Source organism: Aeromonas sp. YN13HZO-058 (assembly GCF_001921245.1).
GTDB lineage: Bacteria > Pseudomonadota > Gammaproteobacteria > Enterobacterales > Aeromonadaceae > Aeromonas > Aeromonas allosaccharophila.
Genome location: NZ_MQSY01000022.1, coordinates 29,810 through 56,380, shown reverse-complemented (window position 1 = coordinate 56,380; position 26,571 = coordinate 29,810). Strand labels below are relative to the sequence as shown.

Sequence of the window (26,571 nt, the reverse complement as noted above, 5' to 3'; positions counted from 1 at the left end):
GCTTTTCAGGCTGTTTTTATCGGTTAAAGTGTGACTTGCGTTAACTTTTAATTCTGCCGCTTTAGTTAGTATTCTCACGCCGGTACATATTTTGAGATAACAACAGCGCCGGTCCCGCAAGCGGGATAACAATTTTATTTGTAACGAAGGAATATGGTTTATGGCTACCAAGAAGAAGACAGACCAGGATCTCCAACTGGATAAAGATCAGCTCAAGGCGAGTATCGTGCGTCACCTGCGTTCTACCTTGGGAACAAGCGAACAGAAAGCCTCTCCCGAAGCGTGGTGGAAAGCCACTGCTGCGGCCGTCAATGAACAGGTGTACGAGCGCCTGACCCGCACTCAGCAGACTCACTTCAAGAAAGATACTCGTGCGATTCACTATCTCTCTGCTGAATTCCTGATGGGACGATTGACCTCCAACAACCTGCACAATCTCTCCCTCTACAAGACTTGCGAAGAGGCGCTGGGCGAACTCGGTCTGGAACTGACCGACCTGTGCGAACAAGAGCCGGACATGGCACTCGGCAACGGCGGCCTGGGTCGTCTGGCTGCCTGCTTTATCGACTCGCTGGCCACCCTGAACTATCCGGCGGTTGGCTACGGTATCCATTACGAACACGGTCTGTTCCGTCAGGAGATCCAGGATGGCCGCCAGATCGAGCGCCCGGACTCCTGGCGTGAATATGGCAACCCCTGGGAGATCTGCCGTCCCGAGTCGGTGCAAGAAGTGCCGCTCTATGGTTACGTCGAGACCGTGTTTGGTGACAATGGCGGCCTGAAGAAGGTGTGGCACGCCGGTCGCAAGATCAAAGGGGTGCCTTGGGATATTCCGGTGGTCGGTTTTGGCGGTCACACCGTCAACATCCTGCGTCTGTGGGAGTCCCGCGCCTCCGAGTTTTTCGACTGGGACGTGTTCAACGCCGGTGGTTACATCGACTCCCAGGCTGAAAAAGCCCAGGCCGAGACCATCTCCAAGGTACTCTATCCGAACGATGAGACTGATGCAGGTAAAGAGCTGCGTCTGATCCAGCAGTACTTCTTCTGTGCTTGCTCCATCAAGGACATCATGCGCCGCTACAAGCGGGTCCATGGTGCCGATTTCAGCAACTTTGCCGCGCAAATTGCCATTCAGCTCAACGATACTCACCCGACTGTCGCCATCCCCGAATTGATGCGGGTACTGGTGGACGAGGAAGATCTGAACTGGGATGCCGCCTGGGCCATCTGCTATCACGTCTTCTCTTACACCAACCACACCCTGCTGCCGGAAGCGCTGGAGAAGTGGTCAGTCAGTCTGTTCGAGAAGGTGTTGCCTCGCCATCTGGAAGTGATTTACGAGATCAATGCCCGTTTCCTGAGCGAGCTGGTCGAGCCCAAGTGGCCGGGTAACGACGCCATCAAGGCCAAGCTCTCCATCATCGAAGAGGGAGACGTGCGCAAGGTTCGCATGGGCAACCTGTGTGTGATCGGTTCGTCCAAAGTGAACGGTGTGGCCGAAATCCACTCCAAGCTGGTGAAAGAAGATCTCTTCCCCGAGTATGCCGAGCTGTGGCCGGAAAAAATGTGCAACGTGACCAACGGGGTGACTCCGCGTCGCTGGCTGCTGGCCTGCAACCCCGAGTTGGCCGAGCTCTATAACGAAGTGGTGGGCAAGGAGTGGCCGTTGCAGCTCGACAAGCTGCGCGCCGTCACCAAGTTTGCCGACGACAAGGCGTTCCAGCAGCAGTTCATGACCATCAAGCGTCACAACAAAGAGAAGCTGGTCAAGGTCATCAAGGACGAAACCGGTATCGATGTCAGTGCCGAGGCGATCTTTGACGTTCAGATTAAGCGTCTGCACGAGTACAAGCGCCAGCAGCTGAACCTCATTCACATCATGGCGCTCTATCGTCGTCTGCTGGCCAACCCAGACTATGACATGCATCCGCGCGTGTTCATCTTCGGATCCAAAGCGGCGCCTGGTTACAAGCTGGCCAAAGACATCATCTATGCCATCAACAAGCTGGCGGATCGGGTCAATAACGACGCCCGTATCCAGGGCAAGCTGAAAGTGGTGTTTATGCCGAACTACCGCGTGAGCCTGGCCGAGAAGCTGATCCCTGCGGCCGATGTCTCCGAGCAGATCTCCACTGCAGGTTACGAAGCCTCAGGCACCGGCAACATGAAGATGGCGCTCAACGGTGCAATCACCATCGGGACGCTGGACGGCGCCAACATCGAGATCGCTGAAGAGGCGGGTGCCGAAAACTGTGCCATCTTCGGTCTGAACGTGGACGAGGTGAAGTCGCTGAAGGCGCGTGGTTATAACCCGTACGACTTCTACTATGCCAACTCCGAGCTCAAAGCCGTGCTGGACTGGTTTGATACCGACTACTTCACGCCGGGTCGCCCGGGTGAGCTGGCCTCTATCAAGCGCTCCTTGCTGGAAGGGGGAGACCCTTACCTGACCCTGGCGGACTTCCAGTCCTACTCGGATGCACACAAGCTGATCGATACCTGGTATCGGGATCCGGCGCTGTGGGCGAAGAAGGCCATCATCAACTCGGCCACCATGGGCAAGTTCAACTCTGACCGCTCCATTCAGGACTATGTGGATCGGATCTGGGCGCTGAAGCCCTGCAACATCGGCTAATCGGATGCAGAAATGAAAAAACCCCCGCAAAAATGCGGGGGTTTTTGTTTATCGGGGGGAGGTGGATCAGAGGATGTCGCCAACGAAGTAAGCCAGCAGGGCGAGCAACACGGTGAAGACCACGTTGAGGGCCATACCGGCTTTCATCATCTCCTTCTGGCGGATGTGGCCGCTGGCAAAGACGATGGCATTGGGTGGGGTGGCGACCGGCAGCATAAAGGCGCAGGAGGCACCGATAGCGATCAACACCGCCATCACGATGGGGGAGACACCCAGCGCCTCTGCCACACCGGCGAACAGCGGGATCAGCAGGGCGGCGGTGGCGGTGTTGGAGACCAGCTCGGTCAAAAACACCACGAACGCTGCCAGCATCAACAGGATCACGAAGATATTGGCGTGGGAGAGCACGGCCGACAGATGGCTGGCCAGGAAGGCGCTGGTACCGGTGGCCTTGAGAATGGCGCTCAGGGTCAGACCGCCGCCAAACAGCATCAACACGCCCCAGTCGGTGTTCTGGTTGACATCATCCCAACTGGCAACGCGACTGACCACGATGGCCACGATGGCGCCCATGGCAATCAGAGTGTCGAGTTGCGGGATGCCGCCAAAGGCGTTGGAGATAGGCTGTGAGCCGATCCACAGCACAACAGTGGTCAGGAAGATTGCCAGCGTCACTTTACGTTCGCGGGTCCAGTTGATGGTGACATCCTGGATCTCGACGCGATGGTTGAGCTGTGGACGGGTCACCAGATAGAGCAGGGCAATGCCGCAGGGCATCAGGATCAGCACCACCGGAATACCGAACTTCATCCAGTCGGTGAAGCCGATCCCCATCTGGGCGGCAGCGATGGCGTTGGGTGGGCTGCCCACCAGGGTACCGATGCCGCCGATGCTGGCGCTATAGGCGATCCCCAGCAGAACGAACACGAAGGTAGTGCGATCTTTTTTGCTATCGAGGCGAGCCAGCATACCGATCGCCAGTGGCAGCATCATGGCGGTAGTGGCGGTGTTGCTGATCCACATTGACATGGCGGCTGTGATGGTAAAGAGCAGGATGATGCCCCAACCCAGATGGCCATTGGCCAGGTGCATCACCTTGCCTGCCATCAGGGTATCCAGTCCCTGCTTGGAGAGGGCGGCCGCGAGGGCGAAACCGCCGAAAAAGAGGAACAGGATCGGGTTGGCGAAGTCGGTGAGGGATTTGCTCATGTCAAACACCCCGAGCACGGTGGCCAGCAGGGGCACCAGCAGGGCAGTGATGGTGACGTGCAGCGCTTCGGTCAGCCAGAGAATGGCGATAAAGACCAGAATGCCCAGCCCCTTGTTGACCATGGGATCAAACGGGAGCCAGGCGAGCATGGCACAAAGTAGCAGGACATCCAGGATGACGATCCCTGATTTGATGTCCAGCCAGCGAGATGGAGCAGAGGGTACAGCCGATGTGTGCATAATGTTCTCTCGGTTAATTTATGGTTGTTTTTGTGTTGCCGAGATTACATCCATTCACTTGTTTGAAACAGGCTCACATGTTGAAAATCAGCCTCGACTCACACAAGCATTGATAAAAATGAGGAAATGAACACATAAATAAAACATGTCTGAAATATAAATCAAACATCCATGAACTGCTCCAGCCACTGCTTGAACATGCTCTTGGGCAAGGAGCCATTTATCTGGTTCACCAGTTTGCCCTGTTTGAAGACCATCAAGGTGGGGATGCTGCGAATGGCGTAACGGGCGGCAATGGCGCTCTGCTGCTCGGTATCGACTTTGACAAAACGCATTCTTGGTTCGAGCTCATGGGCAACATCATGAAATACCGGGGCAAACTGCTGGCAGGGGCCGCACCAGCTGGCCCAGAAATCGACCACGACCGGGATATCAGAGTTGATCAGGGTATCGAAGTTATCCGCCTTCCCGAGGCAAGGGCTCTGGCTAAACAGGGGGGCTTTGCAGTGCCCGCACTTGGCAGATGTATCGATATGGGTAATGGGCAGGCGGTTCCTGGTAAAGCAGTGGCTACAATAAGTAGTGACAAATGACATAATTGGTTCCTTCTCGATCTGTGCTGGCCGGAGATATGATGAGGGGCCAGAATGACGCAATAGCGAAACAACAGCGAAATATCAGAGCAATAACGGTAACACAGTGACCGGCGGGAGTGGATAATTCCCCCCTAGGTTCATTGCCCAACCGGATAATTCAGCGACCACCAGATGAGAGTCGAGACGGGATGAAAAAAGGATCACGGAAAAACCGTGCTGTGCCAGGGCTGATCGTTGCCCTGCTGCTCGCCTTTTCGGGCTACTGCTGGCAGTCGCTCACTCAGCAGCAACAGGCCCACGACCTGAACGAAGCGGCCGAGGTGGTGCTGAACCGGATCAACGCCGATACCGTCTATCTGCTCGGGCGGGATCAGGCCAATGACAGCAATGTCCAGCAGCGCCTGAACCAGTTATCCATCACCCTTGACGGTTTTGTGCGCAAGGTACGCAGCGATCCCGAGCTGGCGCAAGACGAGTTGTCTCAGGCGCTGCTTGAGGATATGGATACCTATCTGATGGCGCTGGCCAAGCTCCATGCCATGGAAATGGCCATCGAGTATATCAATGCCCCCCTGCAGGCCCAGATTAAAAAGGTGCGCGAGATCAGCCCGTCAGACAGTGCGCTGCATCGCGATGTAGAGGAGCTGGCGCAGCTGAGCAACTATCTGCAGCGCAGTTGGGACAAACGTGAGCAGACTACGCTGGCCCGGTTGCAGCAACAGATGGTATCCCGTTACGGCCACCTGCCGGAAATCGCTACCCTGATCCGCCTGAGCAAGGACATGAGCCAACAGGTGGTCGCCTATCACGCCTTGCGTTACCAGCTGATCGACATGCATGTGATCGAGAGTCTGGTGCGCTGGAAAATCGACAAGCTGGAGCGCGCCTCCTCGCTGATGAACCGCTTCTATTTGATGGCGCTGTGCGGGGCCTTGATCTGCTTCGCGCTGGTGGCCTTCACCCTGTGGCGCCGCAATCAGAAGCTGAGCGAATTGTCGCGCCAGACCGGCTTGCTGGCCCAGGCCAAGAGCGATTTTCTGGCCAACATGAGCCACGAGATCCGCACCCCCATGAACGCCATCATCGGCTTCAGCTCGCTGGCACTGCAGACCGAACTGGATCAGCAACAACGGGACTATCTGGGCAAGATCAAATCCTCATCCGATACCTTGCTGCTGCTGATCAACGATATCCTCGATTTGACCAAGGTGGAGTCCGGCAAGCTGACGCTGGAGGAGATCGACTTCGATCTCAGCGAGCAGCTCGATTCGCTGGCGGGGATGTTTGCCGATCTGGCGGAGCGCAAACATGTGGAGGTGATCATTCGCAAGTCGCCTGAGGTGCCGGTCTTCTTGCGCGGGGATCCCCTGCGTCTGGGGCAGGTGCTGGTCAACCTGGTGAACAACGCCATCAAGTTTACCGAGCGCGGTGAAGTCGAAGTTTCCATCGAGCTGGCCAATCCCCATCCAATGCGGATCCGCTTCAGCGTGCGCGATACCGGCATCGGCATTGCCGAAGAGAAGCAGAGCCAGCTGTTTCAGGCGTTTACCCAACTGGAGGCGGGCAATACCCGCAAATATGGCGGCTCGGGTCTGGGTCTCAATATCTCCCAGCGGCTGGTCGAACTGATGGGGGGGAGGATCATTGTCCAGAGCAAGCCCGGTGTGGGCTCCCTGTTCCAGTTCGATATCCCGATGGCGCAGGCGGTCTACGGCGTGGCAGGACGGAAGGTCTTCTTCGAAAACCAGCCGCTGGTGATGGTGATGGATGACAACGAGCTGGTGCTGGATCTGGCCAGGGACATTCTGACTCGCGCGGGCGTGCGGGTGCTGCCGGTCAACTCCCTGTCGCGTGCCCGTCAGCAGCTCCGTGAAGAGGGGCCAAATCTGCGGCTGGCGATCCTCGACTGGCGCATGGGTCAGGAGGATGGGCTCGATCTGGCGCTGGAGATGTATCAGCACAGCCAGTGGCGGCGGATCCCCATCCTGATGATCAGCGCCTGGGCCAGAGAGGGGTTGCACGCCCGGATGGACAGCATGGGGCTGACCCATTTTCTGCCCAAGCCGATGACCGAAAATGCCCTGTTGGCCAAGGTGGATGAGCTGCTCAACGGCAGCTCCTATGAACTCAACCTGCGCAAGGCCGAGGCGCAGGGGGATCAGCAACACTTCAAATCCCTGCTGCAGGGTACCCGAGTGCTGTTGGCGGAAGACAACCGGGTCAATCAGCAGCTGATCATCGAGTATCTGCGGCGGGTCGATGCGGTGGTGTGCGTGGTCAGTAATGGTCGGGAGGCAGTGGAGCGGGTCGCCGAGCAGCCTTTTGACGTGATCCTGATGGATTTGCAGATGCCGGTGCTGGACGGGCTCGATGCTACCCGCCAGATCCGCAAAATGGTCGACAAGCACGATGTGCCCATCATTGCCCTCACCGCCAGCGCCATGCCCGGCGACAAGGATCGCTGTCTGGGGGTGGGGATGAATGGCTATGTGACCAAGCCGGTGAGCAAGCTGGATCTCTACAACAACCTGCTGCAATGGGTGAAGCCGCAAGGGGTTGAGCAGGCGGGGATCATGGAGGTGAAACCGCCGGATATGATGGGGATCCTCGATCTGCAGGATGCCCTCAAGCGGCTGGAGCAGGACAAGGAGGCGCTGCAGATCCTGTTCAAGCTGTTCATGTCGGAGCACAAGGACGATCTGTGGGAGATCCGCTCAGCCCTGCGCCGCCAGCAACCCGAGGTGGCCAGCAAGCTGCTGCACACCCTCAAGGGGGTATCGGCCAATATCTCGGCGGCCCGCCTGCAGCTGGTGGCTGGTGAGCTGGAGTGGCGCCTGCGGCAAAACGAGGTGCTGAGCGAGACGGATCTGGAGCAGTTGCAGCAGGTCTTCAGCCAGACCCGGGAAGAGGTGTCACACTTCTTGCTGACCGGTGAGCAGCATGAAAACTCGTATAATCCCTATTCGTTAGGGGATGATCGCATGTCACAGTGAATTAAATAGTAATTATTCTCAACCATTCCTGTTCGGGATATGATGAGCTTTCGTTCGAATCGCCTCCAGCCGGAGGCGATTGTTTTCATTCTTCTATTGTTCTGCGTGATCTGTCTGATGGCTGCTCCTGGGAGCGGTCACGGACAGATAGCGCTAAAGGTTGGTGGTGTGAGCGTATTTCTACGATTGAGCTGGTTTTTCAAGGAGCAGTGGCCCCGCTATCTGGCCGCCATCGCGCTGCTGCTGATGGTGGCCCTGTTGACCGTTATTCCGCCCAAAGTAGTGGGCTGGGTGGTGGATGGCATCGCCAAGGGCGGTCTCGACAATGGCACCCTGATGCGCTATCTGGCCGGGCTGTTCGGGCTCGGTGTGCTCATCTATCTGCTGCGCTACGTATGGCGGGTGATGTTGTTTGGCGCCTCTTACCGGCTGGCCTATGTCCTGCGCAATCGTCTGTTCAGCCATTTCACCCGGATGAGCCCTGATTTTTATCAGCGTCACCGTACCGGCGATTTGATGGCCCATGCCACCAACGACATTCAGGCGGTGGAGATGACCGCTGGCGAAGGGGTGCTGACGCTGGTGGACTCCATCATGGTCGGGGTATTGGTGCTCTCCATCATGTGCAGCCAGTACTCCTGGCAGTTGACGCTGGTCTCCTTGCTGCCGCTGCCGGTGATGGCCTATTTCATGAACCGCTTCGGCACCCAGATCTACACCCAGTTCAAGGCAGCGCAAGGGGCCTTCTCCAGGCTCAACAACAAGACCCAGGAGGCTCTTTCCGGCGTGCGGGTGTTGAAATCCTATGCGGTTGAATCGCTGGAAGATGAGGGCTTTGCCGAGCTGACCAGACAGGCGGGGGAGCGCAATATGGCGGTGGCCCGCATCGATGCCAAGTTCGATCCGGTCATCTACCTCTGTATCGGTTGCTCCTACTTCCTCGCGGTGGCGGGGGGCAGTGTGCTGGTGCTGCGCGATGAGTTGACCCTGGGTGAGCTCACCAGCTTCACCATGTACCTCGGCCAGCTGATCTGGCCGATGTTTGCCATCGCCTGGCTGTTCAACATCATCGAGCGGGGCAGTGCCGCCTACTCCCGCATCGAGAGCCTGCTGGGGGAGCGCAGCGATATCGAAGAGCCCGCCCAGCCGGCCGCGTTTACCTCTGCCTTTCCTTTGCAGATCAAAGGGGTGAGCTATCAACTTGAACAGCGCACCCTGCTTGCGGATATCGACGTTACCCTCAAGCAAGGGGGGATGCTCGGGGTGGTGGGGCGCACCGGGGCAGGCAAGAGCTCCCTGCTCAAGCTGTTGATGCGCCTTGCCAATCCGACTCACGGTTCGATTGTCATGGGTGGCGTTCCGATTGACCAGCTGCCGCTCGCCACACTGCGCAGCCAGTTTGCCTATGTGCCGCAGGAGCCATTCCTGTTTTCCACCACTATCGCTGCCAATATTGCCCTCGGCAAACCCGATGCGAGCCGCGAGGAGGTCGAACGGGTGGCGCGCATTGCCTGTGTCCACGATGATATCGTGCGTTTCCCCAAGGGCTATGAGACCGAGGTGGGGGAGAAAGGGGTGACCCTCTCCGGCGGCCAGAAACAGCGGCTGGCCATTGCCCGCGCCTTGCTGCTGGATGCGCCCATTCTGGTGCTCGATGATGCGCTCTCGGCGGTAGATGCCCACACCGAGCAGCAAATTCTGCATGCCCTCAAAGCCCATCGTCGCCCCCTGATCCTGGTCAGCCATCGCATGACGGCGGTGGAGCAGGCCGACGAGATCCTGGTGCTGGAGCAGGGGGCCGTTAGCGAGCGGGGTCATCACGGTACCCTGATGGCGCACAATGGCTGGTATGCAGATATGGTGCGTTACCAGCGTCTCGAAGAAGCGGTGGAGGAGAGCCTGTGAATCCGACCATTAAACGACTGCTCGCCTACTGCGCCCAGTATCCTCGCTGGCTGATCCAGGCGGGGATCTGTTTGCTGCTTGCCACCGGCGCCGAAGTGGCCGGGCCGCTGCTGATCAAGCTCTTTATCGATGACTATCTGGCGCCTCGCAATATAGTGCTACCCACAATAGCCCTGATTGCGGCGGGCTATCTGGGCTTGCAGGTACTCTCGGCGGCGGGCTTCTATTTGCAATCCCTGCGCTTTAACCGTATCGCCCAGGCGGTGGTGCAAACCTTGCGCGAGCAGGTGTTTGCCACCGCCATCCGCTTGCCGGCCCGCTACTTTGACAAGCATCGATCCGGCTCGCTGATTTCCCGCATCACTAACGACACCGAAGCGATCATGAACCTCTATGTGCAGGTGATCGGCTTGCTGGTGCAAAAAGTGGTGCTCTTGTGCGGCATCCTCATCTCGATGGCGCTGCTGGATCTGCGGCTGATGCTGGTCTGCTCCCTGTTGCTGCCCGCTGTGGGCGGGGTGATGTGGCTCTACCAGAAACTGAGTGTGCCGGTGGTGCGAGCGACTCGCAGCCTGCTCTCCGACATCAACAGCCGCCTCAACGAGTCGCTGCAGGGGATGCCGGTGATCCAGGCCATGGTGCAGGAGCGCCACTTTGCCAACGCCTTTGCCGAGGTGAACCAGCAACACTGGTCGGCACGGATCAAGAGCCTCAAGATCAACGGCATTTTGCTGCGCCCGCTCATCGATCTCTTCTACATGATGGTGCTAATCGGTCTGTTGGCGCTGTTCGCCCACGAGGGGGTGAGCCACGCCGGTGCCATTCAGGTGGGGGTGCTCTACGCCTTTATCAGCTATCTGGGGCGGATGATAGAGCCGCTCATCGAGATGACCAACCAGCTTAACCAGTTGCAGCAGGCGATGGTGGCGGGGGAGCGGGTCTTTGCCCTGCTCGATGAAACCCGCGAGAGCACCGATGGCGAGATGATCCCGCTGGAAGGGCGGGTCAGTTTCGAGCGGGTGAGCTTCTCCTACGATGGTGAGCAGCAGGTGCTGCGGGAGGTCAGTTTTGCCGCAAAACCGGGCCAGATGCTGGCGCTGGTGGGCCATACCGGCAGCGGCAAGTCCACCATTATCAGCCTGCTGATGGGCTTCTATCCGCTGGATCAGGGGCAGATCCGCTTCGATGATCACGCACTGGATACCCTGTCGCTGGCGGCGGTGCGCCGCAGCATCGGGCTGGTGCAGCAAGATCCCTTTATCTTTGTTGGCACTCTGGCGGAAAACCTGCGTCTCGGCCGCGCCGGCATAGATGACGCGCGGCTCTGGCAGGCGCTGAGCGAGGTGCAGCTGGCCGAGTTTGTGCACAGCTTGCCACAGGGGATCAACACCCTGATGGAGGAGGGGGGCAAGAACCTCTCCGCCGGCCAGCGGCAGTTGCTCTCCTTTGCCCGTGCGCTGGTGGGGGATCCGCGCATCCTCATTCTGGATGAAGCGACGGCCAGCGTAGACTCCCAGACCGAGCTGGCGCTGTCACAGGCGATCTCTGCCGCCCGTCGTGGCCGCACCACCATCGCCATCGCCCACCGCCTCTCGACCATCGTCGATGCGGACGAGATCCTGCTGCTCTCCCGCGGTCAGGTGAGTGAGCGGGGCAGTCACAGTGAGCTGATGGCCCTCGGCGGTCACTATGCCCAGCTGTTCGAGATGCAAAGTCAGGGGGCCTGGCTGGAAGAGAAGCGCGCCTGAGCGGCACATTTGCTGTAACAGCGACATGAACGAAAAGAGGGAACCGATACGGTTCCCTCTGTTTTTTTGCGTTGGGCAAAAGGTCGTAACCGTGAACCCTGTGCTTGTCGAATGGCGCAGATGCAGGCAACATGTTGTTTACATTAACTCATCGGATCAGTTCGCATATGGATTTGCAACGCTTCAAAGCCAATTTGGCGCTTCGGCTGTTTGCCTGGCGCTACATTCCCGTCATCGGGTTTTGTGCCCCGATCATCGAAGAGATGAACGCCAAGGCGCTGCGCATTCGCATTCCCCTTGGATGGCGTACCCGCAACCATCTGGGCAGCATGTATTTTGGCGCGCTGGCGACCGGCGCCGATCTGGTAGGCGGTCTGCTGGTGATGGAGAAGGGGCGGCAGCGGCGCAAGAAGGTGCACTTCGCCTTCAAGGATGTGCAGGGGGAGTTTTTGAAACGACCGGAGGGGGATGTGCAGTTCGACTGCGCAGCGGGGGAGGAGATTGACGCCATGATCGACGAATCGCTGGCAAGCGGTCAGCGCATCAATCGCCCCATCCAGGTGGTGGCCACTTGTCCGTCATTGAACGGGGATGAGGCGATGGCGCGTTTTGTGCTGACCCTGTCGATCAAGGCCAGCTAGCGGGTTGCCGGAGAGTGGCTCCCCAAGACGGGATTAGCCAATCTCCGGGCTGACGCCCTCTTTCACCACGACCTTCATGCCGTTGAAGTTGACCACCTGTTCGGCCACGATCTTGCAGCGCTTGCGAGTCTCGACCTGACCGTCCACCTCGACCAGCCCTTCGGCAACGAGGGCTTTGGCGGCGCCGCCACAATCGGCCCACCCCTGATGTTTGATAAGGTCACACAAGGCAACGAAGGGGTGACCTTCGAGCAGAAACGTCTCCATGGGAAATCCTCTAGATGGATGAATGCCGGATACAGCAGGGCGACTATTTTAGGCAGTTCGCTCAGGCAAAGAAAGGAAGAGGGGCCAATCGCTGCGAAAAAGTGGCCGATTGTCCTTAAGGTGGCGCTTTCGCAAGACCTGATGGACAGGTGAGAGGGCCACCCGTGACGTATCGTGACGCACCTCGTCCCTGCTGGTGTGCCCATACTCTCCACTGACTGTTAGGATCGGGTCACTCTCAATGGCCCAAGGAACGTCCCATGACACTCTCCCGCCTGCTGCTGGCATGCAGCGCCCTTACTCTGTGCGGTGTCGCGCAGGCCAGTACTCCGGTGCAGGTCTCGCTGCCCGGGGTCAATTTGCCCGCGTCCCATCAGGTGGAAGGGGCGCGCGCCTCGCTGCTCTACGGTCGGACCGGTCAGGTGAAGGGTATTGATCTGCCGATCTTCGCCCTCTCCGATGTGGATCAGTTCAGCGGCCTGCAGCTCGGGATCTTCCTCGGTGCCGGTCGGGTGCGCCACCAGTTTGGCGGGGTGGCCATCAACGCTATCAACTGGCATGAGGGGCAGGATACCGGCGTCAATCTCGGGCTGGTCAACCTGACCAACAATGTGCAGGGGCTTAACTGGGGGGCGGTCAATATCGCCAAGGGCAATGCACTGGCCAACGTCGGCTTCGTCAATTACGCCGAGCGTACCACCTTCCAGATCGGTTTTATCAATGCCACCAAACACCTCGACGGCTTGCAGATTGGGTTGGCCAACTACGCCGCCAACGGCGTTTTCCCCATTTTGCCGCTGGTGAACTTCCAGAAATCGTTCTGAGTGGGCGGTTCGCTTTGCGTTAAGCGTCTCGGCTGATTACCCTGTGCCCCTTCTATCCGTGACACAGAGGTAACAGATGACGGCAGGGCAGATGAGTGCAATCGGAATTGGCTGGGATGTGCGGGGCTGGCAGGGCAGCGCCCAGGCGGTGGCCGTGGTGGGCTGGCTGGCCGACACCAACAGCCTGCACTGGCTCGGAGTCTCGCCGTTGTTTCGCCTGAGCTCGCGGGTCGCGCCGGATCTGGCCGCTTTGCTGCGTCCGGCCCTGCAGGACGAGGCGGTGCTGGAACAGGTTGAGGCCTGCCCGTACCTTGCGCTCGGTATCGATGCGCCGCTCGCTTTTCCCCGCGCCTTGCGCGACCTGCTTAACGGCCAGCCGCTCTCCTGCGTCGTGCCCGAGCGGGAGATAGACAATCCCTATGCCTATCGTGACTGCGAGCGCTGGCTGTATCAGCAGTACGGCAAGAAGCCGCTGTCGGCCACCTTCGACCGGCTCGGCAACAACGCCACCCTGGCGCTCTCCATGTTGCCGCAACTCTCTGATCTGCAGCTGGTGCCCAAGGGGCAGGAGCAAGCCAGCCGCGCCGTGCTGGAGGTCTATCCGGCCCTGGCCAAAGTCGGTGGCAAGGCCTCCCCGGCACGACCCGAGCTGGCGGCCTTGCTGCCCGAGGATCTGCTGGTCGGCACCGATCGCTACGATGCGGCGCTCTGCGCCCTGATGGCGCTGCAATATGCCGCAGGTGGCAAGGTGACCGTGTTACCCACGCTGGTTCAGCCACCCAGTGACATGCCCCGTGATGAGGGATGGGTCTATCACTTTGCCCGTCATGCCGTTGAGCACAACGGCATGTGACGACGGGGACGCGGCGCATCATGGCGCCGCTCACTCTGCCGACGCGGGCTAAATGGCGTAAAAAACCTGTCTTTAGTCAGGAAATTGCCTGTTCATCCCGCGCCAAGGTGGCGCATCGTTATCTTCATCCGATATATTGCCCACCTTGCTGATCCTTTGCTGTGGTATTCCCGATGAAATCCGTTCTCTCTATTCAGTCCCACGTGGTCTTTGGTTGTGCCGGCAACAGCGCGGCTGTCTTCCCCATGCGCCGCCTTGGTATGGATGTATGGCCCATCAACACGGTGCAGTTTTCCAACCATACCCAATATGCCCAAGGGTGGCAGGGGATGGCGATGCCAGCGGGTCATATCAGCGCGTTGGTGAAAGGATTGGGCAATATCGAGGCGTTGAGCGGCTGTGACGCCGTGTTGAGCGGTTACCTCGGCTCCGCCGAGCAGGGTGACGAGATCCTGACCGTGGTCAACGCCGTCAAAGCGGCCAACCCCGATGCTATCTACTTCTGCGATCCCGTGATGGGTCATCCTGAGAAGGGGTGTATCGTCGCCCCCGGCGTCACCCGTTTCCTGACCGAGCAGGCGCTGCCGGTGGCCGATATGATGGCCCCCAACCTGCTGGAGCTGGAGACCCTCTGTGATACCCATCTGGCGGATTTGGATCAAACCCGCGCCGCTGCCCATCAGCTGCTGGCCCGCGGCGTCAAGCTGGTGCTGGTCAAGCATCTGGGTCGTGCGGCGCAGGACGCCAGCCGTTTCGAGATGCTGCTGGCGACCCCGCAAGGGGATTACCTGATTGCCCGTCCGCTCTACGACTTTGCCCGTCAGCCGGTAGGTGTGGGCGATCTTATCAGTGCCCTGATGCTGGCCAATCTGCTGGCAGGCCACGATGCGGTGAGCGCGTGCGAACGCACCAACGCCTCGGTAGATGCGGTGTTGCAGGAGACCTGGCGCCAGCAGGCTTACGAGCTGCAACTCATCGCCGCGCAAGATGCCTTTGCCTTGCCGGAAGTTCAGGCGCGAGCGGTGCAACTGCCCTGAGTTGTGCAACTTGTGATGCAAAGAGGTGAGCCATTGGCTCACCTCTTTTGCTTGTATCGCTCCCGGTTATGGGGGTTAGCGGATCAGCCCCTGCTCAACCAGCCAGGCAAACAGCAGACGGGAGACGGGGGAGAGTTCATCGAGGTGACTGCTGTCGAGCCAGCGCAGCTCGGCAATTTCGGCAGAGGCGATCGGGGAGCCGCTCGCTTCGCCGGTGTAGCAGCGCAGTCGCACCTCGACCCCAGCCGGTTTGCCGTCGGCCTGGGCGCTGAACTCGCAGGCAAAGCGCAGGGTATTGGGTTGCAAGGTGACGGCCAGCTCCTCCTCAATCTCGCGGATCAGCGCCGCTTCGTCGCTCTCGCCCGGTACCCGCTTGCCGCCTGGGATGTAGTAGATCGCCTTGCCGTGGGAGCGGGCGCAGAGCAGTTGCTGATCTTTAAAGGTGAGCCAAGCGAGTTTGTCGATCATCCGTTTTCTCTCCGATGGGGTTGCCGTAATGAGCCGGGGCGCACTCAAGCGCGCCGCTGTTTTGCATGCAGGCAGCCTAACAAAGATGAAGTTGAGTCCCAAGGGGAAAGAGGGGATAGGCCGGAAAAGCACTGTTTCCAGCGCGGTGAGCGCGTAGCAGAAAGAGTGTGCAAGGACTGTCTCGCCACAGCCGCCTCATCCCTAAAAAAGCGGACTGGCGCACACCACGGCAGGGCCGGACTGGGCGAAGGCGGGGGCCTTGTGGTTTAATCTTGCCACTTTAGCGGTAGTGGGCGACGAGCCTGCTACCTTGCGTGGGCAAGATGCAGGTGAGCAAGATGCAGATAGCAGCAGAGAGCAAATTTATCGGACTCGGGGTGGCGGGCAATTTCGCTGGCCATCTGGAGCAGGCGGGCGAAGCGTCGGACTTCGTGGCGGTCGTGGTGCGCGATACCACCGCGCCCAAGGCGCTGTTCCCCTTCTTCGTGCCGGGTCATCCGGGTCAGCTCGGGGTGTTCCCCTTAAGCGACAAGGCAATCTTTTTGCCGGAAGCGGCGGTCAGCGGTGACGAGAAGGTGCAGATTGAGCCGGAAGTGGCCCTTTGGTGCGAGCTGGAGTATGCCGACAAGCAGGTGGTGGCGATCCATCCCCGCGCCTTTGGCGCCTATAACGACTGCTCCATCCGTCGTCCCAATGCCAAGAAGATCAGCGAGAAGAAGAACTGGGGTGAAGAGAGCAAGGGGTTGGCGGCCAATCTGCTGCCGCTCTCCGGTTTTGCCGCCGGTTGCGAGCTTGATGACTATCGCATCGCCTGCTATCTGGAGCGCGATGGTGAGCTGCACGCTTATGGGGTAGACAGCGCCGCCATCGATTACAGCTACTTCCACGGTCAGCTGCTCGACTGGGCCATCGACAAGTTCAACCATCAGCAGGACGAGGGGCCGGCGGAGCACATTCAGGGGCTGCTGGCGCAGGCAGGGCATCCTCCCCATGCGCTGATCAGCATCGGTGCCACCCGTTATACCCCGTTTGGCGAGACCCACTTCCTCAAACCCGGTGACACCTCTTGTGTGGTGGTCTACCCAGGCAGCCGCTACAGCGAAGCGGATATCCGTGAAGCGATCCGCAGCCGCAACTTTGGCGCCGATGTGTCGGTGCTGCTGCAGGCAGTGCAGGCTCGTTAATCAACCACAGTCTGCCCTGCTCCAGCCGGGCAGACTGCTCAGGTTTGTTACTGAGGGTTTGCTTGAATGGACGATCAAATAGATCGCTCGGCTTACGTTCTCCAGTGGCTTGCTTTAGTATTCCCCATTTTTCAGGGGGGCACAGGCCGCTCATGCTTGAGCTAAAAACGATAGCCTTGTTTCTGATTACGGCTTTTTTCGAGATCCTTGGCTGTTATTTGCCATATCTCTGGTTGACTCAGGGTCGCAGCATCTGGTTACTGATCCCCGCAGGATTGAGTCTCATGCTGTTTGCCTGGCTACTATCGTTGCATCCTACCGCTGCAGGGCGTGTCTATGCGGCATATGGCGGTGTGTATATCTTCGTCGCCATCTTCTGGCTTTGGTTAGTAGATGGTATTCGGCCGAGTATGTGGGATCTTGTTGGTTCGTTCATTGCGCTGATTGGAATGGCCATCATCATGTTCGCTCCTCGTCATGGGTAACGAATGCGAACAACGCTGAAGGTTAGTCATGTTAAACAGTGGATAAACAACCATGCAGATTGCACACGCAAACGGGGACGATTATCAAACCCTCATTGATCTGTGGGAGGCCTCAGTGCGGGCAACCCACCACTTCTTGCCAGAGGCCGAGATCCTGGCCCTCAGACCGCTTATCCTGGAGCACTATTTCGATGCGGTGACACTGCACTGTGCCCGCACAGAAGAGGGGCTCATTGCGGGTTTTAGCGGAGTACACGAGGGCAAGCTGGAGATGCTGTTTGTGGCCCCCGAGACGCGGGGCTACGGCGTCGGTCGCCAGCTGGTGGAACATGCCATCGGCCAGTGCGGTGCGACGCTGGTTGACGTCAACGAGCAGAACGAACAGGCGGTGGGCTTCTATCTGAAGATGGGATTCACCGTGACGGGCCGCTCACCGCTGGATGGGCAGGGCAAGCCCTATCCGCTGCTGCATATGGCGCTGGCACCGAGCTGATCGCTCCTGTTGAGTTGCAGGATCCATATAACGAGCGGGGAATCGCCGTGAATGCTCCCGTTCGTTTATGCGCTGACACCGTGTGGATATCGTCGGTCTGGATGGAGAGAAGGGATGGAGATGATCAGAACGTGCAGAGTGACTGACCTGGCCGGGTTGCTGGCGCTCTACGGAGAGTTGCGACCCGATGATCCTCCGCTGGCAGCCGACATGGCTATCGCGACCCTTGAGTCACTGCTGAGCGATCCCCGCATTCGGCTTATTGTTGCCGAGGTGGATGGTCAGCTGGCGGCGACCTGTCAGCTGGGGATCGTTCCGACGCTGACCAACGAGGGGCGGCCATTTGGCATCATAGAGCACGTGATCACCGCCAAGCGGTTTCGCCGTCGTGGTTTGAGTCAGCGGGTGTTGGAGAAGGCGTTGGCCCTCGCCTGGGAGCAGAGGTGCTACAAGGTGATGCTGCTATCGGGGGAGAGGCGCGAGGCTGCCCATCGGCTTTACGAGAAGCTGGGATTCAAGGCCGGGATCGAGCGGGGATTCGTGATCAAACGGCCGCAGGAAAATAGCGTATGCCAGGAAGTGTGATACTGGGTGCGGGTGAATTAGAAAAAACGGGAGGTCGTAAGGCCTCCCGTTTTTTATAGACGAGATGCGCGGGTTGCCACCCGGCGCGGGGATGCGTTGCTGAAAGAGAGACTGCGATTAACGGGCGGCGACTTTATTGACCACCTTGATCAGCTGATAGCGCAGGGAGGAAGCATCCGCCGGCACATTGGTGAGCTGCTCCTTGCTGACGCTGAGCTGATAATGGTAGCCCGGCTCGAACTGGAAGCCTTCAATATTCTGGTAGAACAGCGTCCAGGGCTGCTGCTCATCGCTGCGAACCTGCATGCATTGCATCGGGCCAACCCCCACGCAATCGACCAGCTGGCTGTTGATATAGAGGGTTTCCCCCTGTGATGGGGCGGGGGCGCTTTGGCAGGCGATCAGCAGCAAGGCGGCGCTGATAAACAGTGGTTTCATGATGGACTCCTTCAACGCGAAAGGGGGCATTAGAGCGGCAAACAAAAAGGCGGTCAATGACCGCCTTTGTAACAAACCATATCAGCGCAGTGGTTAGCGCTGCTCGAGTGGAGTGAACTCGCGCAGCGGGTGGCCCACGTAGAGCTGGCGTGGACGACCGATCTTGCTGTCCGGGTCTGAGTGGAACTCATTCCAGTGCGCAATCCAGCCGATGGTGCGGGAGATGGCAAAGATCACGGTGAACATGCTCATCGGGATGCCGATCGCCTTCATGATGATGCCGGAGTAGAAGTCCACGTTCGGGTAGAGCTTCTTCTCGACGAAGTAGGGGTCGGAGAGCGCAATGCGCTCCAGCTCCATGGCCACGTCCAGCAGCGGATCCTTGATCTGCAGCTCGGTCAGTACTTCGTGGCAGGTTTCGCGCATCACGGTGGCACGGGGGTCGTGGTTCTTGTAGACGCGGTGACCGAAGCCCATCAGGCGGAACGGATCATTCTTGTCCTTTGCCTTAGCGATGTACTCGGGGATGCGATCCACCGAGCCGATCTCTTCCAGCATGCGCAGGCAGGCTTCGTTGGCACCACCGTGGGCCGGTCCCCACAGGGAGGCGATCCCGGCGGCGATACAGGCGAACGGGTTGGCACCGGAAGAGCCAGCCAGACGAACGGTGGAGGTGGAGGCGTTCTGCTCGTGATCCGCATGGAGGGTGAAGATACGATCCATGGCGCGTTCAACGATGGGGTTGACCTTGTACTCTTCGGTCGGCACGCCAAACATCATGTGCAGGAAGTTGCCTGCATAGGAAAGGGCGTTACGCGGCTGCATGAACGGCTGGCCGATGGAGTACTTGTAACACATGGCGGCCAGGGTCGGCATCTTGGAGAGCAGACGGAAGGCACAGATCTCGCGATGCTGCTCGTTATTGATGTCGAGGGCATCGTGATAGAAGGCGGAGAGGGCGCTGACCACGCCGCACATGATGGCCATGGGGTGGGAGTCACGACGGAAGCCGCGGAAGAAGAAGGCGATCTGCTCGTGCACCATGGTGTGGCGGGTGACCAGACGTTCGAATTCGGCATATTGCGCCTTGGTGGGCGCCTCGCCGTACAGCAGGATATAGCAGACTTCCAGATAGGTGGCCTGGGTAGCAAGCTGGGCGATAGGGTAACCCCGGTGCAGCAAGACACCCAGATCCCCGTCAATGTAGGTAATGGCAGATTTGCAAGAACCGGTGGCCATGAAACCGGGGTCAAAGGTGAAATACCCCTGTGATCCCAATTTTCTGACATCGATGACATCCGGGCCGATGGTGCCGGAGAGGATCGGCAGTTCGACCGGATCTTTTCCGGGCAGGTGTAGGGTGGCTATCTTATCAGCCATAGCACGTCTCCTTTGCTCTTTATAATTTGGTTCCAGTCCTACTCTATTACGACTTTTATGACGCTGGCAAAGGTTGTTACCCATACCGAGGTGGCTGGAGCGCCTTATTTGAAACAGAGTTCCTTATCAATGTCAATTTTGCTGAAACCCCATTAATGGCATTAATGAAATGTTAAATTAAATATGCGATCGAGTTTGCGGTTTTGTGTTTTCTTTGTAGCTAATTGATTGTCTTCGGTTAAGGCCGCCGATATACTGCGCCACGTGGGTCATGGCTGCAGGTGTTTGAAACGCTTTGGCAAAGCCTGATGTGAAACCGAAAACTCGCGTTTTGGCTTTTTCAGAGTGTTTTGGTAACAAAAAACCAACAATCACCATTCCGTGCCCTCAAGTGTGAGTTAAAACAATAACTAACGTGCTCAATGGAGCTGAGTGGGCAAGCGTGAAAAACAAACAGAGACCGGTCAACCTCGACCTACAGACGATCAGCTTTCCTGTCACTGCCATTGCATCCATCCTGCACCGTGTTTCAGGGGTCATTACCTTTGTTGCACTGGGCATCTTGCTGTGGATGCTTGGTACTTCACTCGCCTCTCCCGAAGGGTTTGCAACCGTGGTTGCCATCATGGACAACTTCCTGGTCAAACTCGTGCTGTGGGGGATCCTGACTGCGCTGGCATACCACATTGTGGGCGGCTTGCGTCATCTGGTCATGGATATGGGCTATTGGGAAGAGCTGGAATCCGGTAATCAGAGCGCCCGCGTGGCCTTCGTGATCACCGCGATCCTGGCTGTATTGGCGGGAGTGCTTGTATGGTAACCAATTCTGCAACCTTCGGGCGCAGCGGCGTTCACGATTACATCCTGATCCGCGCCACCGCCCTCATCATGACCTGTTATGTCCTCTATCTGGTGGGCTTTGTCGCGTTCAACGACATCACCTACGAGGTGTGGGCAGGCTTCTTCGCCAAAACCTTCACCAAGGTATTCACCCTGTTGACCCTGCTCTGCGTACTGATCCACGCCTGGATTGGTCTGTGGCAGGTGCTGACTGACTATATCAAGCCGGTAGGGCTGCGCGGGGCGCTGCAATTTGCCCTGGTCGTGGTGCTGTTTGTCTATCTGATGACGGGTTTCGTCGTGCTGTGGGGTGTGTAAGGTGACTATTCCAACTCGTGAATTTGATGCGGTGGTGATTGGTGCCGGTGGTGCCGGTATGCGCGCCGCGCTGCAGATTGCCCAGTCCGGCAAGAGCTGCGCTCTGTTGTCCAAGGTTTTTCCAACCCGTTCTCATACGGTGTCCGCTCAGGGCGGGATCACGGTCGCGCTGGGCAATGCCCACGATGACAACTGGCAATGGCACATGTATGACACGGTAAAAGGTTCCGATTACATCGGTGATCAGGAAGCTATCGAGTACATGTGCAAGACCGGCCCCGAGGCCATCTATGAGCTGGAGAATATGGGCTTGCCCTTCTCCCGTTTCGACAACGGTTCTGTCTACCAGCGTCCGTTTGGTGGTCAGTCCAAGAATTTCGGTGGCGAGCAGGCTGCTCGTACCGCAGCGGCCGCCGACCGTACCGGTCATGCTCTGCTGCACACCCTCTATCAGCAAAACGTCAAGAACAAGACCACCGTCTTCTCCGAGTGGTATGCGCTGGATCTGGTGAAAAACCAGGACGGTCACATCGTTGGCTGTACCGCCATCGATATGGAGAGCGGCGAAGTGGTCTACTTCAAGGCCAAGGCCACCGTGCTGGCCACCGGCGGTGCCGGTCGTATCTACCAGTCCACCACCAATGCCCACATCAACACCGGTGACGGTGTCGGCATGGCGCTGCGCGCCGGGGTAGGGGTGCAGGACATGGAGTTCTGGCAGTTCCACCCGACCGGCATCGCCGGGGCCGGGGTGCTGGTGACCGAAGGATGCCGTGGTGAAGGCGGCTATCTGCTAAATAAAGATGGCGAGCGCTTCATGGAGCGTTACGCCCCCAACGCCAAGGACTTGGCTGGTCGCGACGTGGTGGCCCGCTCAATCATGATCGAGATCCGCGAAGGGCGTGGTTGCGATGGTCCCTGGGGCCCGCACATCAAGCTCAAGCTGGATCACCTCGGCAAAGAGGTGCTGGAATCCCGTCTGCCGGGTATCTGCGAACTCTCTCGCACCTTCGCCCACGTGGATCCGGTCAAAGAGCCCATTCCGATCATCCCGACCTGCCACTACATGATGGGCGGCGTGCCGACCAACGTGAATGGTCAGTGTCTGGCGCAAGACAAGGACGGCAACGACGTGCCGGTGGTCGGCCTGTTTGCGGTGGGTGAAATTGCCTGCGTCTCCGTACACGGTGCCAACCGTCTGGGTGGCAACTCGCTGCTGGATCTGGTGGTGTTCGGCCGCGCTGCCGGCATGCATCTGGTCAATACCCTGGGCGAGATGGATCACGGTCGTGATGCCTCCGAATCCGATATCGATGCCGCCATGGTGCGCTTCAATCGCTGGGAAAATTGCCGTGACGGCGAAGACCCGGTGCAGATCCGCAAAGACCTGCAGCGCTGCATGCAGAACAACTTCTCCGTATTCCGCGAAGGGGATGCCATGGCAGAAGGGCTGGCCGAGTTGAAACTTATTCGCGAGCGCCTCAAGCATGCCCGTCTGGATGACACCTCCAAAGAGTTCAACACCCAGCGCATCGAGTGCCTGGAGCTGGACAACCTGATGGAGACGGCGTTTGCCACGGCGGTTGCCGCCAACTTCCGTACCGAGAGTCGCGGTGCTCACAGCCGCTTTGACTTCCCGGAGCGTGACGACGAGAGCTGGTTGTGCCACAGCCTCTATCACCCGGACACCGAGTCCATGACCCGTCGCGCTGTCAACATGTCACCCAAGACCCGTGAGGCGTTCCCGCCCAAGGTCCGGACTTACTGATTGCGGAGCCAGCCCTATGAACGTCACATTCTCTGTCTACAGATACAATCCGGATGTTGATAACGTCCCCCATATGAAGGAATATCGTCTTGATATTCCTGAAGGTTCCGACATGATGGTGCTCGACGCACTGATCCAGTTGAAAGAGCTGGATCCCACGCTCGCCTTCCGCCGCTCTTGCCGCGAAGGGGTCTGTGGATCAGACGGTCTCAACATGAATGGCAAGAACGGTCTTGCCTGTATCACCCCGCTCTCCGATCTGCTGAAGAAGGGCAATAACGTCGTTATCCGCCCCTTGCCTGGCCTGCCGGTGATCCGCGATCTGGTGATCGACATGACCCAGTTCTACACCCAGTGGGAGAAGGTCAAACCCTTCCTCATCAACGATGACAAGTTGCCGCCGGTGCGTGAGCACCTGCAATCCCCCGAAGAGCGCGCCAAGCTTGACGGCCTGTACGAGTGCATTCTCTGTGCCTGCTGCTCCACTTCGTGCCCCTCCTTCTGGTGGAACCCCGACAAGTTTATCGGTCCGGCCGGGCTGCTCGCCGCCTACCGCTGGCTGGCTGACAGCCGCGACACCGCGACCACCGAACGACTGGGGAATCTGGACGACGCATTCAGCGTGTTCCGCTGCCATGGCATCATGAACTGCGTGAACGTCTGTCCGAAAGGCTTGAACCCGACCAAGGCGATTGGCCAGATCAAGTCGATGTTGCTCAATCGGGCTGTTTAGTATCAGGGCCGGCCCCGCGCTGGCCCGACTTCTGGATAGCCATCCCACCCGTGGCAGGATGGCTATTTGACCCCTACAAGCTGCGCAGCAGTAACAAGAAGTACAAGGGATAGAAATGCATAACGGCGTGATGAAGGCCTGGTTGGAGTCATCTCACCTGGCTGGTGCGAATGCAAGCTATATCGAGGATTTGTACGAATCCTTCCTGGAAAATCCTGACTCCGTGTCCGACGAGTGGCGCAGCCTGTTTAGCGAGCTGCCCCAGGTCAATGGCCATGCGGTTGAACAACCCCACTCCCAGGTCCGCGATTATTTCCGTCGTCTGGCCAAGGATCCCTCTCGCTACAGTGCCCCCGTCTCCGATCCACAAGTGGATGCCAAGCAGGTGCGGGTGTTGCAGCTGATCAACGCCTTCCGTTTCCGTGGTCACCAGAATGCCAATCTGGACCCGCTGGGTCTGTGGCAGCGTGAAACCGTTGCCGAACTGGATCCGGCATTCCACAACCTGCAGGGCACAGACATGGAGGCCACCTTCAATGTGGGCTCCTACGCCATTGGTCGCGAGACCATGGTGCTCTCCGATCTCTACGCCTCGCTGAAAAAGACCTACTGCAGCAGCATAGGTGCCGACTACATGCACCTCACCTCCACGGAAGAGAAGCGCTGGCTGCAACAGCGTCTCGAATCCATTGAAGGGAAGGGGAGCTACACCCTCGAAGAGAAGACCCGTTTCCTCGAGAGCCTGACCGCCGCCGAAGGGCTGGAGAAATATCTGGGCGCCAAGTTCCCGGGAGCCAAGCGCTTCTCGCTGGAAGGTGGCGACGCCATGATCCCCATGCTCAAGGAGCTGATCCGTCGCGCCGGTGAACAGGGCTGCAAAGAGGCCGTCATCGGTATGGCCCACCGCGGTCGTCTCAACGTGCTGATCAACGTACTCGGTAAGCGGGCGCAGGATCTGTTCGACGAGTTTGCCGGCAAGCATGGCGAATCCTGGGGTACCGGTGATGTGAAGTACCATATGGGCTTCTCCTCCGACTTCGCGACCCCGGGTGGCAACGTCCACCTGGCGCTGGCGTTCAACCCCTCTCACCTCGAAATCGTCAACCCGGTAGTCATCGGCTCGGTCCGTGCCCGGATGGATCGTCGCGGTGACAAGGATGGCTCCAGCGTGCTGCCCATCACCATTCACGGTGACTCGGCCATGTCCGGTCAGGGCGTGGTGGCCGAGACCTTCAACATGTCCCAGACCCGTGCCTATGGCGTGGGCGGGACGGTGCGCATCGTCATCAACAACCAGGTGGGTTTCACCACCTCTTACCATCGTGATCTGCGCTCCACCGAATATTGCACCGACATCGCCAAGGCGGTTCAGGCGCCGGTGCTGCACGTCAACGGGGATGATCCGGAAGCCGTGGTGCTGGTGACCCAGATTGCGCTGGATTACCGCAACACCTTCAAACGCGACGTGGTGATCGAGCTGGTCTGCTACCGTCGTCACGGTCACAACGAAGCGGACGAGCCGAGTGCGACCCAGCCGCTGATGTACCAGAAGATCAAACAGCACCCGACCCCGCGCAAGATCTACGCCGATCAGCTGGTGGCCGAGGGGAGCCTCGCTCAGGAGCGGGCGACCGAACTGGTCAACGAGTATCGCGAAGCGCTGGATCGCGGCGAGCGGGTGAGCAAGGAGTGGCGGCCGATGGAGCTGCACTCCGTTGACTGGACACCGTATCTTGGCCACGACTGGAACATGGCCTATGAGAGTGCCGTGCCGATGGATCACCTCAAGAGCCTCGGCGAGCGGGTGAGCCAGTATCCGGCCACCCATGTGCTGCAGCGTCAGGTCGAGAAGATTTACGAAGATCGCCGTCTGATGGCCGCGGGCGAGAAGCTGGTGGATTGGGGCTTTGCCGAGACCCTGGCCTACGCCACCCTGGTGGACAAGGGGTCCCGCATCCGCTTTACCGGTGAAGACTCCGGCCGTGGCACCTTCTTCCACCGCCACGCCGTGCTGCACAGCCAGACCGATGCCAGCACCTACACCCCGCTGTGCAACCTGCACGACGAGCAGGGGCCGTTCGAGGTGTATGACTCCGTGCTGACCGAGAACGCGGTACTGGCCTTTGAATATGGCTACGCCAGCGCCGAGCCGGCTGGCCTCACCATCTGGGAAGCCCAGTTCGGTGACTTCGCCAACTGTGCCCAGGTGGTGGTGGATCAGTTCCTCTCCTCCGGCGAGCAGAAGTGGGGCCGGATGTGCGGCCTGACCATGCTGCTGCCACACGGTTACGAAGGGCAGGGCCCGGAGCACTCCTCCGCCCGTCTGGAGCGTTATCTGCAGATGTGCGCCCAGCACAACATGCAGGTGTGCGTGCCCTCTACCCCGGCGCAGGTGTTCCATATGCTGCGTCGTCAGGTAGTGCGCCCGATGCGCCGTCCGCTGATTGTGATGACGCCCAAATCCCTGCTGCGCCACCCGCTGGCGGTGAGCAAGCTCGAAGAGCTGGCTGACGGCACCTTCCAGAACGCCATCGGCGAAATCGATGCGCTGGATCCGAAAGCGGTCAAGCGCGTGGTGTTCTGCTCCGGCAAGGTCTACTACGACCTGCTCGATGCCCGTCGCAAGGCCGAGCAGCACGATGTGGCACTGGTACGAATTGAGCAGCTTTACCCCTTCCCGGAAGAGGAAGTGCGCGCGATTCTGGCCGACTACAGCCACGTCACCGACTTTGTCTGGTGTCAGGAAGAGCCGCAGAACCAGGGCGCCTGGTACTGCACCCGTCACCACTACGATGGCGTGCTGCCAGCCGGTGCCACCCTGCGTTATGCCGGTCGCCCCGCGTCAGCCTCACCGGCCGTCGGTTACATGTCTGTCCACGCCAAGCAGCAAAAAGCCTTGGTGGAAGATGCCCTTACCCTGTAAAGCCTCTG

Annotated in this window: 24 protein-coding genes; 17 read left to right on the top strand and 7 right to left on the bottom strand. The window is 58.9% G+C overall.

Annotation, left to right across the window (positions count from 1 at the left end):
- Positions 1-160 precede the first annotated feature (160 nt).
- A complete protein-coding gene (locus BSP75_RS04575; protein ID WP_075112373.1) occupies positions 161-2,635 on the top strand; it encodes a glycogen/starch/alpha-glucan phosphorylase in 2,475 nt (824 codons plus the stop codon).
- 66 nt (positions 2,636-2,701) lie between these two features.
- Here the strand turns inward: BSP75_RS04575 and BSP75_RS04570 are convergent, their stop codons facing one another.
- Together BSP75_RS04570 and trxC are read right to left on the bottom strand one after the other, a co-directional pair.
- Positions 2,702-4,084, bottom strand: coding sequence for a DASS family sodium-coupled anion symporter (locus tag BSP75_RS04570; RefSeq protein ID WP_042063238.1), 1,383 nt, complete (start codon positions 4,082-4,084; stop codon positions 2,702-2,704).
- A 161-nt stretch (positions 4,085-4,245) separates the two neighbouring features.
- A complete protein-coding gene (trxC, locus tag BSP75_RS04565; protein ID WP_075112372.1) occupies positions 4,246-4,680 on the bottom strand; it encodes a thioredoxin TrxC in 435 nt (144 codons plus the stop codon).
- A 188-nt stretch (positions 4,681-4,868) separates the two neighbouring features.
- Between trxC and BSP75_RS04560 the strand changes: the two genes are divergently transcribed.
- From BSP75_RS04560 to BSP75_RS04545, 4 genes are all read left to right on the top strand, one after another.
- Positions 4,869-7,673, top strand: a complete 2,805-nt coding sequence (locus BSP75_RS04560) for a response regulator (RefSeq protein ID WP_075112371.1) — start codon at positions 4,869-4,871, stop codon at positions 7,671-7,673.
- A 168-nt stretch (positions 7,674-7,841) separates the two neighbouring features.
- Positions 7,842-9,578: an ABC transporter transmembrane domain-containing protein gene (locus BSP75_RS04555; protein ID WP_075112370.1), complete on the top strand. Its 1,737-nt coding sequence runs from the start codon at positions 7,842-7,844 to the stop codon at positions 9,576-9,578.
- Positions 9,575-11,326: an ABC transporter transmembrane domain-containing protein gene (locus BSP75_RS04550; protein ID WP_075112369.1), complete on the top strand. Its 1,752-nt coding sequence runs from the start codon at positions 9,575-9,577 to the stop codon at positions 11,324-11,326. Before BSP75_RS04555 ends, BSP75_RS04550 begins: the two co-directional genes overlap by 4 nt.
- A 167-nt stretch (positions 11,327-11,493) precedes the next feature.
- Positions 11,494-11,967 (top strand): DUF4442 domain-containing protein, encoded by a 474-nt coding sequence (locus BSP75_RS04545; RefSeq protein ID WP_019446113.1) that lies wholly within the window; start codon positions 11,494-11,496, stop codon positions 11,965-11,967.
- Positions 11,968-12,000: 33 nt separating this feature from the next.
- Here BSP75_RS04545 and ybcJ read toward each other — a convergent pair whose 3' ends face one another.
- Positions 12,001-12,234 carry a ribosome-associated protein YbcJ gene (ybcJ, locus tag BSP75_RS04540; RefSeq protein ID WP_005361116.1) on the bottom strand — a complete coding sequence of 78 codons (234 nt, stop codon included), beginning with the start codon at positions 12,232-12,234 and terminating at the stop codon, positions 12,001-12,003.
- Positions 12,235-12,494: 260 nt separating this feature from the next.
- Between ybcJ and BSP75_RS04535 the strand changes: the two genes are divergently transcribed.
- The 3 genes from BSP75_RS04535 to pdxY all read left to right on the top strand — a co-directional run bounded on the left by BSP75_RS04535 (position 12,495) and on the right by pdxY (position 14,948).
- Positions 12,495-13,058, top strand: coding sequence for a hypothetical protein (locus BSP75_RS04535; RefSeq protein ID WP_005333596.1), 564 nt, complete (start codon positions 12,495-12,497; stop codon positions 13,056-13,058).
- Between the two features lie 76 nt (positions 13,059-13,134).
- Entirely contained in the window at positions 13,135-13,911 is a 777-nt protein-coding gene (locus tag BSP75_RS04530) for a DUF429 domain-containing protein (RefSeq protein ID WP_075112368.1), read from the top strand.
- A 173-nt stretch (positions 13,912-14,084) separates the two neighbouring features.
- Positions 14,085-14,948, top strand: a complete 864-nt coding sequence (gene pdxY, locus BSP75_RS04525) for a pyridoxal kinase PdxY (protein WP_075112367.1) — start codon at positions 14,085-14,087, stop codon at positions 14,946-14,948.
- Between the two features lie 75 nt (positions 14,949-15,023).
- Here pdxY and BSP75_RS04520 read toward each other — a convergent pair whose 3' ends face one another.
- Positions 15,024-15,416, bottom strand: coding sequence for an NUDIX domain-containing protein (locus BSP75_RS04520; RefSeq protein ID WP_075112366.1), 393 nt, complete (start codon positions 15,414-15,416; stop codon positions 15,024-15,026).
- Positions 15,417-15,754: 338 nt separating this feature from the next.
- On the opposite strand from BSP75_RS04520, the gene BSP75_RS04515 reads away from it, so the two are divergent.
- From BSP75_RS04515 to BSP75_RS04500, 4 genes are all read left to right on the top strand, one after another.
- On the top strand, positions 15,755-16,600 hold the full coding sequence (locus BSP75_RS04515; protein ID WP_075112428.1) for a DUF5718 family protein: 846 nt from the start codon (positions 15,755-15,757) through the stop codon (positions 16,598-16,600).
- 152 nt (positions 16,601-16,752) lie between these two features.
- Entirely contained in the window at positions 16,753-17,085 is a 333-nt protein-coding gene (locus BSP75_RS04510; protein WP_042063251.1) for a YnfA family protein, read from the top strand.
- Positions 17,086-17,137: 52 nt separating this feature from the next.
- Positions 17,138-17,578: an acetyltransferase gene (locus BSP75_RS04505; RefSeq protein ID WP_075112365.1), complete on the top strand. Its 441-nt coding sequence runs from the start codon at positions 17,138-17,140 to the stop codon at positions 17,576-17,578.
- A 114-nt stretch (positions 17,579-17,692) separates the two neighbouring features.
- Positions 17,693-18,163 (top strand): GNAT family N-acetyltransferase, encoded by a 471-nt coding sequence (locus BSP75_RS04500; protein WP_075112364.1) that lies wholly within the window; start codon positions 17,693-17,695, stop codon positions 18,161-18,163.
- A gap of 117 nt (positions 18,164-18,280) precedes the next feature.
- On the opposite strand, the gene BSP75_RS04495 is transcribed toward BSP75_RS04500, so the two are convergent.
- From BSP75_RS04495 to BSP75_RS21460, 3 genes are all read right to left on the bottom strand, one after another.
- Positions 18,281-18,601: a DUF4377 domain-containing protein gene (locus BSP75_RS04495; RefSeq protein WP_075112363.1), complete on the bottom strand. Its 321-nt coding sequence runs from the start codon at positions 18,599-18,601 to the stop codon at positions 18,281-18,283.
- 93 nt (positions 18,602-18,694) lie between these two features.
- Positions 18,695-19,981: a citrate synthase gene (locus BSP75_RS04490; RefSeq protein WP_042059419.1), complete on the bottom strand. Its 1,287-nt coding sequence runs from the start codon at positions 19,979-19,981 to the stop codon at positions 18,695-18,697.
- 177 nt (positions 19,982-20,158) lie between these two features.
- Positions 20,159-20,359, bottom strand: a complete 201-nt coding sequence (locus tag BSP75_RS21460; RefSeq protein WP_124929313.1) for a hypothetical protein — start codon at positions 20,357-20,359, stop codon at positions 20,159-20,161.
- A 64-nt stretch (positions 20,360-20,423) separates the two neighbouring features.
- Here BSP75_RS21460 and sdhC point away from each other — a divergent pair, with 64 nt between their 5' ends.
- The 5 genes from sdhC (at position 20,424) to sucA (ending at position 26,563) form a co-directional block, all read left to right on the top strand.
- Complete coding sequence (gene sdhC / locus BSP75_RS04485) at positions 20,424-20,801, top strand: succinate dehydrogenase cytochrome b556 subunit (RefSeq protein WP_021231296.1); 378 nt, start codon at positions 20,424-20,426, stop codon at positions 20,799-20,801.
- Positions 20,795-21,139, top strand: coding sequence for a succinate dehydrogenase, hydrophobic membrane anchor protein (sdhD, locus tag BSP75_RS04480; RefSeq protein WP_005333558.1), 345 nt, complete (start codon positions 20,795-20,797; stop codon positions 21,137-21,139). The genes sdhC and sdhD overlap by 7 nt, the downstream gene beginning before the upstream one ends.
- A gap of 1 nt (position 21,140) precedes the next feature.
- On the top strand, positions 21,141-22,907 hold the full coding sequence (gene sdhA / locus BSP75_RS04475) for a succinate dehydrogenase flavoprotein subunit (RefSeq protein ID WP_075112362.1): 1,767 nt from the start codon (positions 21,141-21,143) through the stop codon (positions 22,905-22,907).
- Between the two features lie 16 nt (positions 22,908-22,923).
- Positions 22,924-23,640: a succinate dehydrogenase iron-sulfur subunit gene (locus BSP75_RS04470; RefSeq protein WP_005333549.1), complete on the top strand. Its 717-nt coding sequence runs from the start codon at positions 22,924-22,926 to the stop codon at positions 23,638-23,640.
- A 115-nt stretch (positions 23,641-23,755) separates the two neighbouring features.
- Positions 23,756-26,563, top strand: coding sequence for a 2-oxoglutarate dehydrogenase E1 component (sucA, locus tag BSP75_RS04465; protein ID WP_075112361.1), 2,808 nt, complete (start codon positions 23,756-23,758; stop codon positions 26,561-26,563).
- Positions 26,564-26,571 lie beyond the last annotated feature (8 nt).

Bases quoted from the DNA above. Each gene is read 5' to 3' on its own strand.
- BSP75_RS04530 (WP_075112368.1), top strand. From the start codon at position 13,135: ATGACGGCAGGGCAGATGAGTGCAATCGGAATTGGCTGGGATGTGCGG.
- BSP75_RS21460 (WP_124929313.1), bottom strand. From the start codon at position 20,359: ATGGTGATTGTTGGTTTTTTGTTACCAAAACACTCTGAAAAAGCCAAA.
- BSP75_RS04560 (WP_075112371.1), top strand. From the start codon at position 4,869: ATGAAAAAAGGATCACGGAAAAACCGTGCTGTGCCAGGGCTGATCGTT.
- BSP75_RS04510 (WP_042063251.1), top strand. From the start codon at position 16,753: ATGCTTGAGCTAAAAACGATAGCCTTGTTTCTGATTACGGCTTTTTTC.
- pdxY (WP_075112367.1), top strand. From the start codon at position 14,085: ATGAAATCCGTTCTCTCTATTCAGTCCCACGTGGTCTTTGGTTGTGCC.
- BSP75_RS04535 (WP_005333596.1), top strand. From the start codon at position 12,495: ATGACACTCTCCCGCCTGCTGCTGGCATGCAGCGCCCTTACTCTGTGC.
- BSP75_RS04500 (WP_075112364.1), top strand. From the start codon at position 17,693: ATGGAGATGATCAGAACGTGCAGAGTGACTGACCTGGCCGGGTTGCTG.
- ybcJ (WP_005361116.1), bottom strand. From the start codon at position 12,234: ATGGAGACGTTTCTGCTCGAAGGTCACCCCTTCGTTGCCTTGTGTGAC.
- BSP75_RS04505 (WP_075112365.1), top strand. From the start codon at position 17,138: ATGCAGATTGCACACGCAAACGGGGACGATTATCAAACCCTCATTGAT.
- BSP75_RS04570 (WP_042063238.1), bottom strand. From the start codon at position 4,084: ATGCACACATCGGCTGTACCCTCTGCTCCATCTCGCTGGCTGGACATC.
- BSP75_RS04545 (WP_019446113.1), top strand. From the start codon at position 11,494: ATGGATTTGCAACGCTTCAAAGCCAATTTGGCGCTTCGGCTGTTTGCC.
- trxC (WP_075112372.1), bottom strand. From the start codon at position 4,680: ATGTCATTTGTCACTACTTATTGTAGCCACTGCTTTACCAGGAACCGC.
- BSP75_RS04515 (WP_075112428.1), top strand. From the start codon at position 15,755: ATGCAGATAGCAGCAGAGAGCAAATTTATCGGACTCGGGGTGGCGGGC.
- BSP75_RS04575 (WP_075112373.1), top strand. From the start codon at position 161: ATGGCTACCAAGAAGAAGACAGACCAGGATCTCCAACTGGATAAAGAT.
- sucA (WP_075112361.1), top strand. From the start codon at position 23,756: ATGCATAACGGCGTGATGAAGGCCTGGTTGGAGTCATCTCACCTGGCT.
- BSP75_RS04495 (WP_075112363.1), bottom strand. From the start codon at position 18,601: ATGAAACCACTGTTTATCAGCGCCGCCTTGCTGCTGATCGCCTGCCAA.
- sdhD (WP_005333558.1), top strand. From the start codon at position 20,795: ATGGTAACCAATTCTGCAACCTTCGGGCGCAGCGGCGTTCACGATTAC.
- BSP75_RS04520 (WP_075112366.1), bottom strand. From the start codon at position 15,416: ATGATCGACAAACTCGCTTGGCTCACCTTTAAAGATCAGCAACTGCTC.
- BSP75_RS04470 (WP_005333549.1), top strand. From the start codon at position 22,924: ATGAACGTCACATTCTCTGTCTACAGATACAATCCGGATGTTGATAAC.
- BSP75_RS04490 (WP_042059419.1), bottom strand. From the start codon at position 19,981: ATGGCTGATAAGATAGCCACCCTACACCTGCCCGGAAAAGATCCGGTC.